Source organism: Geobacillus sp. C56-T2, from assembly GCF_007829715.1.
Taxonomy (GTDB): domain Bacteria; phylum Bacillota; class Bacilli; order Bacillales; family Anoxybacillaceae; genus Geobacillus; species Geobacillus icigianus.
The window spans coordinates 3,020,114-3,036,627 of record NZ_VJWB01000001.1; the positions used below are offsets into that span (position 1 = coordinate 3,020,114).

The following is a 16,514-nucleotide window of genomic DNA, read 5'->3' on the forward strand; positions in this document are numbered from 1 at the left end:
TCAAACCCATTCACACAAGGAGGTTCATGTCTCATGAATAGATTAGCAAACCATCAAGGAATCCACAAGTTTTTCATGACGCTGGGATTGGCGCTTTATTTCTCGAAGCCGGTCATCAAGCATCTCGTTCATCTTGTCGACGCCTTGACGACCAAGGGATTTTCGGGGACATTGACGGATGTCCGGTACTGGAGTTTTCACCCGAATCATCGAACCACGCTCAGCCATTTTTTCACGAAAAGCCCTTGGAACGAGGAAAACCTGCTTGAGAAGCTTCAAGAATGGATCCTTCGCCAGATCGAACGCCTGGCCAAACGGGAGAATCAACCCCCTGTTCCTTTCGATTGATGATACCATTTGCCAAAAACAAGCCTTCGTCACGGCCGCCCACGCCATTCAAGGGTGTGACTGGCATTTCTCTCACAGCGATCATCAATGGGTCTGGGGGCATTCGCTTGTTTGGCTGATGGTGCACACCTTCACGCAAGCGTTTCTGTGAAAATGCCGAACTGGCGCGGGATTTTCATCCCCGGGTGGAGGGCAGATCGCGCTGCCCATGGAACTTTTCCGTTCGCCTTTCGTCTGTATGACAAGACATCGGGAAGAAGCAAAATCGACCTAGCGATCGAGATGCTTTCCTCGCTCAAGGGGAAGCGGGCTCAGCCGGTGTATGTGCTTATGGATTCGTGGTATCCGTCCCAACCGCTCATCGAAACCTGCCTGAAACAAGGATTCCATGTCATCGCCATGCTCAAGACGAACCGGATTCTTTACCCGAAAGGCATCGCCATTCAAGCGAAGGAGTTTGCCCGCTATATCGAGCCCAACGACACCCGCCTCGTCACGGTGGGGAGCGAGCGCTATCGTGTCTACCGCTACGAAGGCGCGCTCAACGGTCTTGATGACGCGGTGGTGCTGCTGGCTTGGAAGGCGGATCAACCGATGACGCCGGATCATCTCCATGTCGTCTTGAGCACCGACCGGGAGCTGAGTGACGAAGACATCTTGCGTTACGATGCCCAGCGCTGGACGATCGAATGCGTTTTCCGGCAGGCAAAAGACCAGCTGAAGCTCGATGGGTACCGTGTTCGCCACGTTCGGGCGGTGAAACGGTATTGGGTCGTGGTGCTGTTCGCCTGTGTATACAGCATCGCGGAATCTCAACAAGACCTCTCTTCCGGCCTGGAGCTTCTTCGGTCTCGGAAAGGGCACAGCGTCGTCGAGTTCATCTATGACGCCGCAAAGCAAGATATTCCCATTGATGTGATCAAAAAACAGCTCCATGTCGCCTAAGGGGTCCCCTGTTTGTCTCTTAGGGAATGGAAATTACTGTAATGAAAAATGCTCATCTACAGAAGCAACATGGAGAGTGAACGGTCCATTCCCTCTACACTCTAAGCACCGCATCGCTTCCTCTAAAGATCCCCCTTGTAGGCTCAATCTACAATCACAACTGACTCATAAAGAGTCAAAGCTTTTTCTTTTCAACGGTTGGTCTTGATTTTTTAGGAAAAATTAAATTTGTAATTGTCCCTAGTAATACAGCACCGATTAATGCGGCAAAAAAAGATTTGATGATAGGCACAATTATTCCATTAACTGGTGTAATACTTATAACAAAGGATAAGAGCAGGAAAAGAAAAGATATGATATAATCTTTTTTTCGAAATCGTCCCATCTCATCCCCTCCTTCCATCGCCTTATCTGATAATAGTGTCTTTATAAATATTACCATACTTATCACACTTGATCTGATTTCTTACGTCCAAGTACTGAACAACAAGTCCTATTCCCGAATATTCTAGCCCATAGTGAAAATTGGCCCTTGTATATACTGTTGCCCAAGAACCATTAGCTGCGGTTGTCGTCCCCTCTCCATAGTTATCTACTTGCCATATAAAACCGGTTAAACGTTTTTTTACCCATCCATCATAAAAATATGGGGTTACAGTAGATTTATCATATCTAAATTGGTTCATCACCGAAAGATGTACTTGACTTTTAGGAACAAACATGATATTATCCCTCCCGGTTGAACAAAAATAACAAAAAATGGTAATCAATCTTTTTGACGTTCTTATCATGAAAAACGTTTTTTGTCAAGTACATTTTGTGGTGAAGAGCCTCTAAATTCACCTTTTGTATAAATTTCCCAAAGAGGAAGCCCAACCCAACTATAGGCAACATATGTTTTTGAAACAGTACCTGTATAATAAGTTGCAGCGCTAGCTGATTTAGGTTGTAATATATTATTTGTTAATTTCGAGATTAAAGATTCCTGATTATCGGGTTGTAACACTAAATCCCCCTCAATTTCATAAATTTCAACAAAAAACAAGTTGTCATTAGTAAATATTATACTTATATTTTCACTAATTTCTTCTGCTTTGAAATTCCCTTTCTTAATATTTTCTCTCAAGTAATCATCAAAATCGAATTCCTTACTATTTTTCAATTCTCGAATATCTAAACTAGGAAATGGTGAATATTCCTTTAATTTATTAATTTCTTTTTCAGCTTCTTTTTGCGAAGTTTTTAATTCTTTCTTGATAATTCTCTCAAGATTCTCCTTATCCTTTACTTTCCCATTTTTCAACAACTTAACAAGAGATTTTTCTCGTGGACTTAAATCTTTGTTATAAATTGTTGTATAGTCTTTTCCTTTATGAGCAGAAACCTCTAGGAGGCTGGTGATTTAACGGGGTATACAGCTTTCCAATGTCATTTCTCAATTAGAAAAACCTTGTTTTATCGGGCCTGCTTTTCAATCATTCTTCCATTGATGAAGGGAATCAGCGGTTTTTCACCAGCCTTCTAGTATTGAAATCGGAAATATTAAAAACAATGACAATATTAATGATACTACCTTTTTCAGCATTTTTCCTCTCCTCCATCCATCACTGTTATTCAATTGAGTAACCTTGTAGAGCCGCGATTTTCTTGCCTTAGCGACCTCGTACAAATTCAATGGATCTGCTGTTTTTCACCAACTTTCGAATTCCTTTTTATAATTCCATTCTAAAAAAAAAATAAACAATGAACAAAAACTATTCAGCAAAATTAGACAATTTTCTACAAATTATGAGATGGAGAGGCGCAGTTTTCCTGAATGCGTCAAGACGTCTTGATCACCGCCAGCCATTCAGCGCCCTTTTGCCTCCATCAAAAACAACAGGCGCCCCCTCCGTTAGGGACGCCTGTCTCTGTTATTTTTTCAAATTGTAAAACGAGCGGATGCCCTGGTAAATGGCCGTGTGGCCAAGTTCGTCTTCAATGCGGAGCAGCTGGTTGTATTTTGCGACGCGGTCCGTACGCGACGGTGCTCCCGTTTTGATTTGGCCAGCGTTTGTTGCGACAGCGATATCGGCAATCGTGCTGTCTTCCGTTTCACCGGAACGGTGCGACACAACCGCCGTGTAGCCGGCGCGTTTAGCCATCTCAATGGCATCGAACGTTTCCGTCAGTGTACCGATTTGGTTCACTTTAATTAAAATCGAGTTGCCGACGCCTTTTTCAATGCCTTCGGCCAGTTTTTTCGTGTTCGTTACAAACAAGTCGTCACCGACGAGCTGCACTTTGTGGCCAAGGCGCTCAGTAAGCAGTTTATGGCCTTCCCAGTCATTTTCGTCAAGTCCGTCTTCGATCGAGATGATCGGATATTTCGACACAAGCTCTTCATACCAAGCAACCATTTCTTCTGATGTTTTGACGACGCCTTCGCCTTCCAAATGATATTTGCCATCTTCTTTGTTGTACAGCTCCGACGAAGCAACGTCCATAGCGAGCATCACTTGTTCGCCTGGTTTGTAGCCGGCTTTTTCGATCGCTTCAATGATCGTTTGCAGCGCTTCTTCGTTCGATTTTAAGTTCGGAGCAAATCCGCCTTCGTCACCGACAGCCGTGTTGTAGCCTTTCGCTTTTAACACAGCTTTTAAGCTATGGAAAATTTCTGCACCCATGCGCAGCGCTTCACGGAAGCTTTCCGCACCGACCGGCATGATCATGAATTCTTGAATGTCAACGTTGTTGTCCGCATGCGCGCCGCCGTTTAAAATGTTCATCATCGGTACAGGCAGCGTTTTAGCGTTAAAGCCGCCCAAGTATTGGTACAACGGCAAGCCGAGCTCATCAGCCGCAGCGCGAGCGACCGCGAGCGACACGCCTAAAATAGCATTCGCCCCAAGCTTTCCTTTGTTTTCAGTGCCGTCAAGTTCAATCAACGCGCGGTCGATCGCCACTTGATCAGTCACTTCTAAGCCGATGATTTCCGGAGCAATCACTTCGTTGACGTTCTCAACCGCTTTGAGCACCCCTTTGCCGAGGTAGCGGTTTTTGTCGCCGTCACGCAGTTCAACCGCTTCATATTCGCCCGTCGAAGCGCCGCTTGGCACTAACGCACGGCCGAAGCCGCCTTCTTCCGTGTATACTTCCACTTCTACGGTTGGATTGCCGCGCGAGTCGAGCACTTCACGCGCATACACATCAATAATCGCAGACATATCGACACTCTCCTTTTCCGTGTTTGTTATTTAACGATTAACGTTTTTCCGGTCATTTCTTTCGGCTGCGGCAAGCCAAGCAAATCGAGCATCGTCGGCGCCAAATCGCCTAAAATGCCGTCTTTGCGCAGCTCGATGCCATGTTTAGTGACAATGACCGGCACCGGATTCGTCGTATGGGCCGTTTGCGGCTTGCCATCTGGCGTCAACACTTCATCGGCGTTGCCGTGGTCAGCGGTGATGATCGCGATGCCGCCTTTGGCCAAAATGGCATCGACCACTTTGCCGAGGCACTCATCAACGGCTTCCACCGCTTTGATCGTCGGTTCGAGCTTGCCCGAATGGCCGACCATATCCGGGTTGGCGTAGTTCAAAATAATGGCGTCATATTTATCCGCTTCAATTTCCTTAAGCAGCGCGTCCGTCACTTCATACGCGCTCATTTCCGGCTTTAGGTCGTACGTCGCCACTTTCGGCGAGTTGATCAAAATCCGATCTTCGCCCGGAAACTTCTCTTCGCGGCCGCCGCTCATGAAAAACGTCACGTGCGGATATTTTTCCGTCTCGGCGATACGCAATTGGCGCAAGCCGTGCTGCGACAATACTTCACCAAGCGTGTTGTCAAGGTTCGTCGGCTTGAACGCCACGTACCCTTTCACCGTTTCACTGAAATGGGTCAAGCAGACAAAGAACAGATGCTTCGGATGCTTTGGCCCCCGGTCAAACTCGCGAAAATCTTCGTTCGTGAACGTGTTTGAAATTTGGATCGCCCGATCGGGGCGGAAGTTGTAAAAAATGATCGCGTCGTTGTCTTGAATCGTCGCCACCGGCCGGCCGTCTTCACGGACGATGACCGACGGCAGGACGAATTCGTCGTAAATGCCATGCTTATAGGAGTCTTCAATGCATTCAAGCGGATCCCGGTACGTCGGGCCTTCGCCGTACACCATGGCCCGATACGCTTTTTCCACGCGGTCCCACCGCTTGTCGCGGTCCATCGAGTAGTAGCGGCCCGATAACGTCGCGATTTCGCCGACGCCGTATTCCTTGATTTTTTCCTGCAGTTCTTTGATGTATTGCGGCGCCGTTTGCGGGCCGACGTCGCGGCCGTCCAAAAAGCCGTGGATGTACACGCGCTTTACCCCTTCTTTCGCCGCTAAACGCAGAAGGGCGTACAAGTGATGGATATGGCTGTGCACCCCGCCGTCGGAAAGCAAGCCGAACAAATGCAAGCTCGTCCCATGCTGCTTCACATGGTTCATCGCCGCCAAAAACGTTTCATTGCGGTCAAACTCGCCTTCGCGAATAGCGATATTCACGCGCGTCAAGCTTTGGTAGACGATGCGGCCAGCGCCGATGTTCAAGTGTCCGACTTCCGAGTTGCCCATTTGCCCTTCCGGCAGCCCGACCGCCTCACCGCACGCTTTCAATGTCGCGTGTGGATACTCGTTCCAATAGCGGTCGAAGTTCGGCTTCTTCGCTTGGGCGACCGCATTGCCGTACGTTTCCTCGCGCAGCGCAAACCCGTCCAAAATGATGAGAGCGACCGGTTTTTTACTCATGGCGCCCCGCCTCCACGAGCTGCAGGAACGAAGCCGGCTCAAGGCTCGCGCCGCCGACTAACGCACCGTCAATATGCTCTTGCGCCAGAAAATCGCGGATGTTGTCCGGCTTGACGCTGCCGCCGTATTGGATGCGGATCGCTTCTGCCGCATCGCTGCCGAACAGGCGGGACACGACCGAACGAATATGGCCGCAAACCTCATTCGCGTCTTCGGCGGTTGACGATTTGCCCGTGCCGATCGCCCAAATCGGCTCATAGGCGATGACCGCTTCCTTCACTTGGTCCGGCGTCAAGCCAGCGAGCGCTTTTTCCACTTGTGAAGCGACGACGGCGTTCGTCTGCCCGGCTTCCCGTTCTTCGAGCGTCTCTCCGCAGCAAATGATCGGCACAAGACCGCGGGTAAAAGCGGCCAACACTTTTTTGTTCACGGTCTCATCCGTCTCGGCAAACATTTGCCGGCGCTCGGAATGGCCGAGAATAACATACGTAACGCCGATGTCTTTGAGCATGACTGGACTCACTTCGCCCGTGTACGCCCCTTGGTCGGCAAAATGCATGTTTTGCGCCCCGATTTGCAAATCGGTACCGTTTGTATTTTGCACTAACCGCTCTAAAAACAAAAACGGCGCACAAATGACAGAATCGACTTCCGTCTTGGGCGGTACGAGCCCTTTCACTTCCTCGACAAACTGAACGGCCTCCGCCAACGTTTTATGCATTTTCCAGTTGCCTGCAATGATCGGTTTTCTCATCGTTCACCTTTCCTTTCGCTAAGCGGCGTCCGCCGCCATTCGCCCCATTGGGCGCGATCGGTCATTTGTCGTTTAACGCCACGACCCCTGGCAGCTGCTTGCCTTCCATAAACTCAAGCGAGGCGCCGCCGCCGGTGGAAATATGGTCCATTTTGTCCGCCAAGCCGAATTTTTCAACTGCCGCGGCCGAGTCCCCGCCGCCGATCACTGAGTATGTATCCGCAGCTTCAGCGAGCGCTTCGGCGACTGCTCTCGTCCCATGGGCGAACGTCTCCATTTCAAAGACGCCCATCGGGCCGTTCCAAACGACAAGCTTGGACTGGCGAATGACATCGCGGTACAATTCCCGTGTTTTTGGCCCGATGTCAAGCGCCTCCCAATCGCTTGGAATCGCGTCAATCGGCACGACTTTCGTATTGGCGTCGTTGGCGAACCGATCCGCAACGACAACGTCAATCGGCATGTAAAAACGGACGCCTTTTTCTTTTGCTTTTTCCATAAACGATTTCGCCAGCTCGATTTTATCTTCTTCAAGCAGCGACTTGCCGACGTCATGGCCGAGCGCTTTGACGAACGTATACGCCAGCCCGCCGCCGATGATCAAGTTGTCGACTTTATCGAGCAAGTTGTCGATGACGCCGATTTTGTCTTTCACTTTCGCGCCGCCGATGATGGCCGTAAACGGGCGATCCGGATTCGAGAGCGCCTTGCCGAGCACTTCGAGTTCTTTTTCCATCAAAAAGCCAGCGACCGCCGGCAAGTGATGGGCGATCCCTTCCGTTGACGCGTGAGCGCGGTGGGCGGCGCCGAACGCATCGTTGACATACAGATCGGCCAACCCGGCCAACGCTTTGGCCAGCTCGGGATCGTTTTTCTCTTCGCCCGGTTCAAAGCGGACGTTCTCAAGCAAGAGTACATCGCCTTCTTGCAAGCGGGCAACCGCCGCGTTCACCTCATCGCCGACGACGTGATCCGTTTTCGCGACCGGGCGCCCAAGCAATTCGCCCAGCCGTTTAGCGACTGCATCGAGACGAAGCTCCTCGACGACTTTTCCTTTCGGGCGGCCGAGGTGGCTCGCCAAAATGACTTTCGCTCCGTTTTCGATCAAATAGCGAATCGTCGGGAGTGCGGCGCGAATGCGCGTATCATCGGTGATCGCGCCCTCTTCCATCGGCACGTTAAAATCGACGCGGCAAAAGACGCGTTTTCCTCTCACCTCAACATCGCGAATCGTCTTCTTGTTCATCGTTCGTGCCCCCTTTTGACTGCAGTTTCGACAAAGGAAAAGGAGTGGGGATCATTTCCCCGCTCCCCTCCATTTTCCTATTATAGACTTGAATGAATGAAAAACTCAATGCCGAGCCGGTCTTACAGCCCTTTGGAGGCAATGTAGGCGGCCAGATCTACGACGCGATGCGAATAGCCCGTTTCGTTGTCGTACCACGAAACGACTTTGACCATTTTGCCTTCAATGACCATCGTCGACAGCGCATCGATCGTCGATGACGCCGGGTTGCCGTTGTAGTCGCGCGAAACAAGCGGCTCTTCGCTGTAAGCCAAAATGCCTTTCAGCTCGCCCTCGGCTGCCGCTTTCAATGCCGCGTTCACTTCTTCGACCGTCACTTCTTTTTCCAGCTCAGCGACCAAGTCAACGACCGATACGTTCGGCGTTGGCACGCGCATCGCCATGCCGTTCAATTTGCCTTTCAATTCCGGCAAAACAAGGGCAACAGCCTTGGCGGCACCCGTCGTCGTCGGGATGATCGATTCTGCCGCCGCGCGGGCCCGGCGCAAATCTTTATGCGGCAAGTCCAAAATTTGTTGGTCGTTCGTATACGAGTGAACGGTCGTCATCATGCCGCGGACGATGCCGAATTTTTCGTGCAGCACTTTCGCAAACGGCGCCAAGCAGTTCGTCGTGCACGAAGCGTTCGAGATGACATGATGGGTTTGCGGATCGTATTTGTCTTGGTTGACGCCCATGACGATCGTGATGTCTTCGTTTTTCGCCGGAGCGGAAATGATCACTTTTTTCGCGCCCGCTTCCAAATGTTTCGCAGCGTCTTCGCGTTTCGTGAAGCGGCCGGTCGATTCGACGACGATGTCAACACCGATTTCGCCCCAGGCCAATTGCGCTGGATCGCGTTCCGCTTTGACGATGATTTCTTTGCCGTTGACGACCAAGTTGTTGCCGTTCACTGACACTTCCGCGTCAAGCTGACCATGGACGGAGTCATATTTTAACAAATGCGCCAACGTATTGGCGTCCGTTAAATCGTTGACCGCCACCACTTCGATGTTCGGGTTTTTCAATGCCGCGCGGAACACGTTGCGCCCGATGCGGCCAAATCCGTTAATCCCAACTTTTACTGCCATGTCGTTCTCCTCCTTGAGATTTAAAATATCGGCAAGGGAGAAATCTCCCCTACTAACGCTTTTGCGGCTCCTTCGTCCGTCACCAAGAGCGAACGCGGGGCCTGTTTCATGTAGGCGCGAATGGCTTTGGCTTTCGACGCCCCTCCGGCGACGGCAATGACATGCTCGACATGCGGGAGATGTTCCAGTTGAATGCCGACCGTTTTCACTTTATGCACGACGTCGCCGCGTTCGTTGAAATAATAACCAAACGCTTCGGCGACCGCACGGCGGGCGATAATGGTTTCCATCTCGGCAGGAGGTGTGTTCCGCCGCTTGGCCATCGTCATCGCTTCACCGATGCCGTGGACGACCATGCGGCACGATTGGATGAGCTCCAACACTTCTTTCACTGCCGGCTCTTCGATGAGCGAGGCGTACGCTTCATCGCTCAGCTGGTCAGGGACATGAAGAAGGCGGTAACGGCCAGTGGCTTTTTCCGCCATTTTGGCGCAAATGGTGTTGGCTTGATTCTCCACGTCTTCGCCAAGCCCGCCGCGCGCCGGCACGAACAGCACGTCATGCAGCTTCGCATCCGGCGTCATCATCTCCGCGACCGCCGCCATCGTCGTTCCGCCAGCCACGGCGACAATATCTCCGGGCCGGAGCTGTTCTTTCATGCAGGCGACGCACGCTCTTCCCATTTCTTTTTTTACCCAAGGGGACCGATCGCTATCCCCCGCCACCACGACGACACGGGCAATATTCAGCCGCTGCTGCAGCGCCATCTCCAGCTCTTTGAGCCCGAGCGCTTCCCGCATAAAATCATTGAGCGTTTGCAGGAGCTCGCGGCCTTCCTCCGTCAACCGCATCCCAGACACATCGGCCGAAAGCAAGTTTTGCCCTTTCAAAAACTCCGTTTCCGACCGGAGCACCCGCTCGCTCATGCCGAGGCTCGCGGCCAGCGCCCGCCGCCCGATCGGCGCCATAAGGGAAATCGAATGCAGAATCTCGTACCGTTTTTGCATAATTTCAAGCAAATCAGGCAATAACTTTTTTTGCGCCTCTAATAACGATCGCATCGGCTCGTTCTCCTTGGTTTGACACAGGGACGTTATATGTCCCGGTGTGACATATTATGTCCCACCACTTCATAAAAAATTCCTCCCGCGCCATGTCCATTATAACAGGAGGCGGCGGGGCGTTCAACTGTTTTGCGCCGCCCGCAACCGCTTTCTCACCGTTTCTTTTTCAATCATTCCATAGGCGATTGTCTCGCCGCTGAGTTCCACGACGGGAATCATCAGCTGGTATTTTTCAAGCAGCGCATCATCTTGATAAATATCGACTTCTTCGATTGTAAAGGCCATGTCCGCCTGCAGCTCCATCAACACCGCTTTGGCTTTTTCACAAAGCGGGCAGTTGGTTTTCGTATACAAACGAATGTGCATGAGCTTCTTCCCTTCTTCCATCTTATGCATGATTTACAAGTTCGTGTATTGTTTCCGCTTCGCCGAGGATGGAATGCGCAGCTGCTCGCGGTACTTCGCCACCGTTCGCCGCGAGATGGCGATGCCGTGCCGGCCATGAAGCAAATCGGCGAGCTGCTGGTCGGAAAGCGGCGCTTGCGGGTCTTCGGCGGCAATCAGCTCTTGGATGATCGCTTTCACTTGGGTCGACGAAGCGGCCTCATCTGTCGCCTCGGCGGTAGCCGCGCTCGAAAAAAAGCGGCGCAGCTCGATCGTGCCGAACGGCGTTTGCGCATATTTATGGCGTACCGCGCGGCTCACCGTCGATTCATGCACCCCCAGCTCCTCGGCCACCTCGCGCATTGTCATCGGTTTGAGCGCGGACAGCCCAAATTCCAAGCACGGGCGCTGCCGTTCCACGATGACCGCCATCAGCTGAAGCAGCGTCTGCTTGCGCTGTTCCAGACTTTTCGCGAGCCACGCAAACTGCCGGTATTTTTCTTTGATAAACTGTTCGGCCTGCCGGTCGCCGGAGGCGGCAATGCGCTGCTCGTACTCCCGGTTCCACCCGAGCTCCGGATGGACGTCATCATTGTAGGCGACCACCCAGTCACCATCCGCCCCCTTGGCGACGATCACATCCGGCACCACCAAAGGCGGTTTGTCGCTCGAATAGTGAATGCCCGGCCGCGGCTCGAGCGAGCGAATGAGCTCAAAGACGCGCTGCAGTTCGCCAAGACCGACGCCAAGCTGCTTGGCCAGCATTTTCCACGACTTTTCCGCAAAGGGGACAAAATGGTAGCGGACGATCGTTTCCGCCAGCTCGTCGCGCTCCGGAAGGCGTTCGAGCTGCAAACGAAGGCACTCGGCCAAATCACGCGCCCCGACTCCCGGTGGGTCGAGCGACTGAACGAGGCGCAGTCCCCGCTCCATCTCTTGTTCTGACGCAGAAAATTGCGCCGCCAGCTCAACGAGCGGGACACGCAAATAGCCGTCCTCATCAAGCGAAGCGATGAGACAACGAACGATGCGCTCATCCCGATCGGCCAGCTTGAGCGAAGGCAGCTGTGAAAGCAAATGGCCGACGAGCGTCTCCTGCCGGGCCCCGATGTTCTCCAGCCACTGCTTTTGGTCCCGTTCCGTCCGATGGGCCCGCTGCCGCCCCCGGCTGCGGCGAATTTCCAAAAACGGGTTTTCCAGCGACCGCTCATATAAAAACGCTTCCAAATCCACCGCGGAATACTGAAGCAGTTCAATCGCCTGCACAAGTTCCTTTGTCAGCGCCAACTGCAGCCGCTGCTCCTGCCTTAACTCCGCCCTCATCGTCACGCCCCCTTTTCTTTTATTGTACACGACGGGAAGGGGAGGAGGTAGGAGAAATTTTTGACGGTCCTTCCGCGCAGTACACACGTTGAAAAAAACTCTCATCAAAAGTTGTACTTGCCTTCGGATTCTATCGTTTTTTTCGGGATTCCCAAAAAATGAAAAACGACCGCAAACGCGGTCGTATCAAGGGATTTGGGAATCTCAATCCGAACTTGTCGGATAATTGGAACGCCCTCGGCAGGATTCGAACCCACGCTAAGAGAACCGGAATCTCTCGTGCTATCCACTACACTACGAGGGCATGTTGTCGAATTTGTTTTTCCGTTCCGTTGCATGTTCCATTATAGCATGATTCGTAAAAAATGCAAGAGGAAAAATGAAATAAACAAAAAGGAATCATTGGAAACGCGTGCTAGCCCCTTGTTTGTTGCGCGGCTCGATCCTCTGGCACGAAGGCGCGCCATCGCGCATGGCACATGCGGCGATTAAAAAAAGAAAAAAGCGGTTATGATGAAAAGAGGGATGACGACCGCTGTTCGCGAATATGTATGGTGAAGGAGAAGGCGTTTTGTTTGACCTTCATTGACCATTCATGTATGATGAAAACGTACATATCGATTGGTTGACTAGGAAAAGGAGGCGTTTGGCATGTATTTAATCCCTACCGTTATTGAGCAGACCAACCGCGGGGAGCGGGCGTATGACATTTACTCGCGGCTGTTGAAAGACCGCATTATTTTCCTCGGCAGCCCGATCGACGATCAAGTGGCCAACTCGATCGTCTCGCAGCTGTTGTTTTTGGCGGCGGAAGACCCGGACAAAGACATTTCCTTGTACATCAATAGCCCGGGCGGCTCGATCACAGCCGGCTTAGCCATTTACGACACGATGCAGTTCATCAAGCCGGATGTGTCGACGATTTGCATCGGCATGGCCGCTTCCATGGGGGCGTTTTTGCTGGCCGCTGGCGCAAAAGGGAAACGATTCGCTCTGCCGAACAGCGAAGTCATGATTCACCAGCCGCTCGGCGGCGCTCAAGGGCAGGCGACGGAAATCGAGATCGCGGCGAAGCGCATTTTGTTCCTGCGCGACAAATTGAACCGCATCTTATCGGAAAACACCGGCCAGCCGCTCGAAGTAATCGAGCGCGATACCGACCGCGACAACTTCATGACGGCGCAAAAAGCGCAGGAATACGGCATTATCGACCGCGTGTTGACGCGCGCTGATGAAAAATAATGCCGGTTCCGCATCAAAAGGGTGTCCCGCAATGTGTTGGGACACCCTTTCGTCTTGTCAGCGCTTCCCTTGATCGGGCGAGGCCGGCCAACGAGCCGGAGCGCGGCGCCTCTTTTACTTCTCTTTTTGCACATAAGCCGCCAATTTTTCGACCGCCTCTTGCTCATCCGGGCCGTCGGCAATGAGCGTAATGACCGCGCCATGGCCGACCGCTAGGCTCATCAGCCCCATGATGCTTTTCGCGTTGACCCGTTTTCCGTCCTTCTCTAAAAACACGTCGGCGGAAAAACGGTTCGCTTCTTGGACGAACAGCGCTGCCGGGCGCGCCTGCAGCCCGGTTTTTAATTTCACTTCGACTTGTTTCTCGACCATTCTCCATCTCCCCTTCACAGCGATTTATGGAAATCGATCGGCTTCCCCGCCCGCAGCCGCTCCGCGATTTCATCGATTTTGCGCAGCCGGTGGTTGATGCCGGATTTGCTGATTTTTCCGCCCGTCACCATCTCGCCAAGCTCCTTCAAGGTCACGTCTTGATGTTCGATGCGCAGTTTGGCGATTTCCCGCAGCTTTTCCGGCAGTGAATCGAGCCCGATCGTCTCATCGATGTACCGGATGTTTTCAACTTGCCGGAGCGCAGCGCCGATCGTTTTGTTTAAGTTGGCCGTTTCGCAGTTGACGAGCCGGTTGACCGAGTTGCGCATGTCGCGGACGATGCGGATGTCTTCAAAGCGGAGCAGCGCCTGATGGGCGCCGATGATGTTGAGAAACTCGGCAATTTTCTCCGCCTCTTTTAAATACGTAATAAACCCCTTTTTTCGTTCCAACGTTTTGGCGTTTAAGAAAAAGTATCTGTTCATTAATTCACATAGAGAGTGATTATGCTCTTCGTATAAGGAAAAAATCTCCAAATGATACGACGACGTCTCGGGATTGTTCACTGAACCGCCGGCCAAAAACGCTCCGCGCAAATAGGAACGTTTGCAGCATTTCTTCTTGACGAGCTCTGGGGAAATATCACGGATGAGCGAAAAGCCGCTGTCGATGATGTGGAGCTCGCGAAGCAAAGAGGCTGCACCGTCAGTGATGCGGACGATATACACGTTGTTTTTTTTCAGCCGCATTTTTTTGCGCACCAACAATTCAACGGCGGCCTCATACCCTTTTTTTAGCAACGTATAAATACGCCGGGCGATCGCCGCGTTTTCGGTCTGAACGTCAACGGTCATCCGCCCGCCGGAAAACGACAAAGAACCGTTCATGCGCAGCAAAGCCGACAGCTCCGCCCGCAAGCAGCAAGGCTTCAACTCTAAATGGGTCAGTTCTTTTTTCGTTTCGGATGCGAAAGACACGGTACTCCACCTCCATTCGTTCCCCGCATCGGCCGGTTGGAGGTGCCATCTTCGGCGCGTCCATTGGAAGCAGCGCCTGACAGGCGGTGAACTTCTTCCCCCGCAACCTAATGGCGGGGAAGAAGCCCGAGAAGAAGGGCGGCGACTTTCGCCGTATTATGGCGGATCACTCCATCTTCATACGCAACGATGTCCTCGCGGATGACTTGCAATGAAAGCCCGCTGCTGTCGTCGCGCACCGGCTCAGCCCGCTCCGCTTCGTAGCGGCGGCGGATCGCTTCGGGAATCGCCCCGTTATTGACGATCACCGCGTCCAAAAACGGGCCGCCAAGATGAGCGTGAAGCGCCTCCACATGGTCGCTCACCGTATAGTGCGGCGTCTCGCCGGCCTGGGTCATAATGTTGCATATATATACTTTTTTCGCCTTGGCTTTGCATACTTCCTGCCCGATTTTCGGCACGAGCAAATTCGGCAAAATGCTCGTGTACAAGCTCCCCGGGCCGATAACAATCAAATCGGCGCTCCGAATCGCCTCAACGGTTTCCGGCAGCGGTTCAATATCTTGCGGGGTCAAAAACACCCTCTTGATTTTTTTTCCCGCATCCGGAATTTTTGACTCCCCGGAGACGATGGATCCATCTTCCATCTCGGCGTGCAGCACGACGCTTTTGTTGGCCGCCGGCAACACTTGGCCGCGCACATTGAGCACTTTGCTCATTTCGCGAATCGCCTTCATAAAGTCGCCGGTGATCGAAGTGAGCGCCGCCAAGATTAAATTGCCGAGCGAATGGCCGGATAAGCCGTTGCCGTTTTGAAAACGATGCTGAAACAGCTCGACAATGAGCGGTTCGACGTCAGACAGCGCCGCCAACACATTGCGCACGTCCCCCGGCGGCGGGACGCGCAGCTCATCGCGCAGCCGGCCGGAGCTTCCCCCGTCATCGGCAACGGTGACAATCGCGGTCAAATCGAGCGAATATTGCTTGAGCCCCCGCAACAACACGGGAAGCCCCGTTCCGCCGCCGATGACGACCAATTTCGCTGCTCGTTTGTCTCTCATCGGTTCGTTTCCTTTCTCCTCTCGATGTCCCGGTGTGAGACCACCGTTTTGTAGTCAGCCGAAAAATGGCGGGCGATATATTCCGCCAACGCGACCGAGCGATGCTGCCCGCCGGTGCAACCGATGGCGATCACCAGCTGGCTTTTTCCTTCGCGCTGGTAATACGGCAGCATGAACGCCAATAAGTCAATCAATTTTTCCAAAAATTTTTGCGTTTCTCCCCATTTCAACACATAGGACGACACTTCATCATCGAGCCCGGTCTTCGGCCGCATATGTTCAATGTAATGCGGGTTCGGCAAAAAGCGCACATCAAACACCAGATCGGCGTCAATCGGGAGGCCGTACTTAAAGCCGAACGACATGACGTTGACCGTAAATCCGGACTGCGCGTGTGTTGAAAACTGGCGGATGATTTTCTCCCGCAGCTCGCGCGGCTTGAGCCTGGTCGTATCGTAAATGATTTGCGCCCGCCCCTTAATTTCCTCCAGCAGCCTCCGTTCCAAGCGAATCCCCTCGAGCGGGGGCTCGTTCGGCGCGAGCGGATGGGTCCGCCGCGTTTCTTTATAGCGCGCGACCAGCGTCGAATCTTGCGCATCCAAAAACAAAATTTGCGGAACAATCGCCGCTTGTTCAGACAGCTCATCGAGCGCCGCAAACAAATGGTCGAAAAAATCGCGGCTGCGCAAGTCCATCACAAGAGCGACTTTGTTCATTTTGTTCCCCGATTCCTTCACAAGCTCCAAAAACTTTGGCAATAGCGTCGGCGGCAAATTGTCAACGCAAAAAAAACCGAGGTCTTCAAAGCTTTGAATGGCCACCGTTTTCCCCGCCCCGGACATGCCGGTGATAATGACGAGCTGAATCGGCGGCGCTCCCCCGTTTTGCCCCATCTCCGCA

At 52.5% G+C, this 16,514-nt stretch carries 16 protein-coding genes, 1 tRNA gene and 1 pseudogene; 2 read left to right on the top strand and 16 right to left on the bottom strand.

Annotated elements, in window-relative coordinates:
• Positions 1-33: 33 nt before the first annotated feature.
• Positions 34-1,293: pseudogene (locus tag GC56T2_RS15070) on the top strand (transposase).
• A 175-nt stretch (positions 1,294-1,468) separates the two neighbouring features.
• On the opposite strand, the gene GC56T2_RS15075 reads toward GC56T2_RS15070, so the two are convergent.
• The 12 genes from GC56T2_RS15075 to GC56T2_RS15130 all read right to left on the bottom strand — a co-directional run bounded on the left by GC56T2_RS15075 (position 1,469) and on the right by GC56T2_RS15130 (position 12,266).
• The gene (locus GC56T2_RS15075) at positions 1,469-1,678 is read right to left on the bottom strand and encodes a hypothetical protein (protein ID WP_144976295.1); all 210 of its coding nucleotides are present in this window, start codon (positions 1,676-1,678) and stop codon (positions 1,469-1,471) included.
• A 22-nt stretch (positions 1,679-1,700) separates the two neighbouring features.
• Positions 1,701-2,015 carry a hypothetical protein gene (locus tag GC56T2_RS15080; protein ID WP_144976297.1) on the bottom strand — a complete coding sequence of 105 codons (315 nt, stop codon included), beginning with the start codon at positions 2,013-2,015 and terminating at the stop codon, positions 1,701-1,703.
• A gap of 65 nt (positions 2,016-2,080) precedes the next feature.
• Positions 2,081-2,599, bottom strand: coding sequence for a hypothetical protein (locus GC56T2_RS15085; RefSeq protein ID WP_222427772.1), 519 nt, complete (start codon positions 2,597-2,599; stop codon positions 2,081-2,083).
• A gap of 607 nt (positions 2,600-3,206) precedes the next feature.
• Positions 3,207-4,499 carry a phosphopyruvate hydratase gene (gene eno, locus GC56T2_RS15090; protein WP_008880286.1) on the bottom strand — a complete coding sequence of 431 codons (1,293 nt, stop codon included), beginning with the start codon at positions 4,497-4,499 and terminating at the stop codon, positions 3,207-3,209.
• Positions 4,500-4,525: 26 nt separating this feature from the next.
• Positions 4,526-6,061 (bottom strand): 2,3-bisphosphoglycerate-independent phosphoglycerate mutase, encoded by a 1,536-nt coding sequence (gene gpmI, locus GC56T2_RS15095; protein ID WP_144976301.1) that lies wholly within the window; start codon positions 6,059-6,061, stop codon positions 4,526-4,528.
• Positions 6,054-6,815 carry a triose-phosphate isomerase gene (gene tpiA / locus GC56T2_RS15100; RefSeq protein ID WP_144976304.1) on the bottom strand — a complete coding sequence of 254 codons (762 nt, stop codon included), beginning with the start codon at positions 6,813-6,815 and terminating at the stop codon, positions 6,054-6,056. The genes gpmI and tpiA overlap by 8 nt, the downstream gene beginning before the upstream one ends.
• A gap of 61 nt (positions 6,816-6,876) precedes the next feature.
• Entirely contained in the window at positions 6,877-8,061 is a 1,185-nt protein-coding gene (locus GC56T2_RS15105; RefSeq protein ID WP_144976306.1) for a phosphoglycerate kinase, read from the bottom strand.
• A 122-nt stretch (positions 8,062-8,183) separates the two neighbouring features.
• On the bottom strand, positions 8,184-9,191 hold the full coding sequence (gene gap, locus GC56T2_RS15110) for a type I glyceraldehyde-3-phosphate dehydrogenase (protein ID WP_061912387.1): 1,008 nt from the start codon (positions 9,189-9,191) through the stop codon (positions 8,184-8,186).
• 20 nt (positions 9,192-9,211) lie between these two features.
• Positions 9,212-10,252: a sugar-binding transcriptional regulator gene (locus tag GC56T2_RS15115; RefSeq protein ID WP_144976308.1), complete on the bottom strand. Its 1,041-nt coding sequence runs from the start codon at positions 10,250-10,252 to the stop codon at positions 9,212-9,214.
• 123 nt (positions 10,253-10,375) lie between these two features.
• Entirely contained in the window at positions 10,376-10,621 is a 246-nt protein-coding gene (locus tag GC56T2_RS15120; protein ID WP_033021501.1) for a glutaredoxin family protein, read from the bottom strand.
• Between the two features lie 33 nt (positions 10,622-10,654).
• Positions 10,655-11,962 (bottom strand): RNA polymerase factor sigma-54, encoded by a 1,308-nt coding sequence (gene rpoN / locus GC56T2_RS15125; RefSeq protein ID WP_144976310.1) that lies wholly within the window; start codon positions 11,960-11,962, stop codon positions 10,655-10,657.
• A 232-nt stretch (positions 11,963-12,194) separates the two neighbouring features.
• Positions 12,195-12,266 (bottom strand) — tRNA-Arg (locus tag GC56T2_RS15130).
• A gap of 347 nt (positions 12,267-12,613) precedes the next feature.
• On the opposite strand from GC56T2_RS15130, the gene clpP reads away from it, so the two are divergent.
• The gene (clpP, locus tag GC56T2_RS15135) at positions 12,614-13,204 is read left to right on the top strand and encodes an ATP-dependent Clp endopeptidase proteolytic subunit ClpP (RefSeq protein ID WP_033021504.1); all 591 of its coding nucleotides are present in this window, start codon (positions 12,614-12,616) and stop codon (positions 13,202-13,204) included.
• 114 nt (positions 13,205-13,318) lie between these two features.
• Here the strand turns inward: clpP and GC56T2_RS15140 are convergent, their stop codons facing one another.
• The 4 genes from GC56T2_RS15140 to rapZ all read right to left on the bottom strand — a co-directional run bounded on the left by GC56T2_RS15140 (position 13,319) and on the right by rapZ (position 16,507).
• A complete protein-coding gene (locus tag GC56T2_RS15140) occupies positions 13,319-13,576 on the bottom strand; it encodes an HPr family phosphocarrier protein (RefSeq protein WP_033021507.1) in 258 nt (85 codons plus the stop codon).
• 14 nt (positions 13,577-13,590) lie between these two features.
• Positions 13,591-14,553: a DNA-binding protein WhiA gene (gene whiA, locus GC56T2_RS15145; protein WP_033021509.1), complete on the bottom strand. Its 963-nt coding sequence runs from the start codon at positions 14,551-14,553 to the stop codon at positions 13,591-13,593.
• A gap of 107 nt (positions 14,554-14,660) precedes the next feature.
• The gene (locus tag GC56T2_RS15150; RefSeq protein ID WP_144976312.1) at positions 14,661-15,614 is read right to left on the bottom strand and encodes a gluconeogenesis factor YvcK family protein; all 954 of its coding nucleotides are present in this window, start codon (positions 15,612-15,614) and stop codon (positions 14,661-14,663) included.
• Positions 15,611-16,507 (bottom strand): RNase adapter RapZ, encoded by an 897-nt coding sequence (rapZ, locus tag GC56T2_RS15155; RefSeq protein WP_144976314.1) that lies wholly within the window; start codon positions 16,505-16,507, stop codon positions 15,611-15,613. Before rapZ ends, GC56T2_RS15150 begins: the two co-directional genes overlap by 4 nt.
• Between the last annotated feature and the right edge of the window lie 7 nt (positions 16,508-16,514).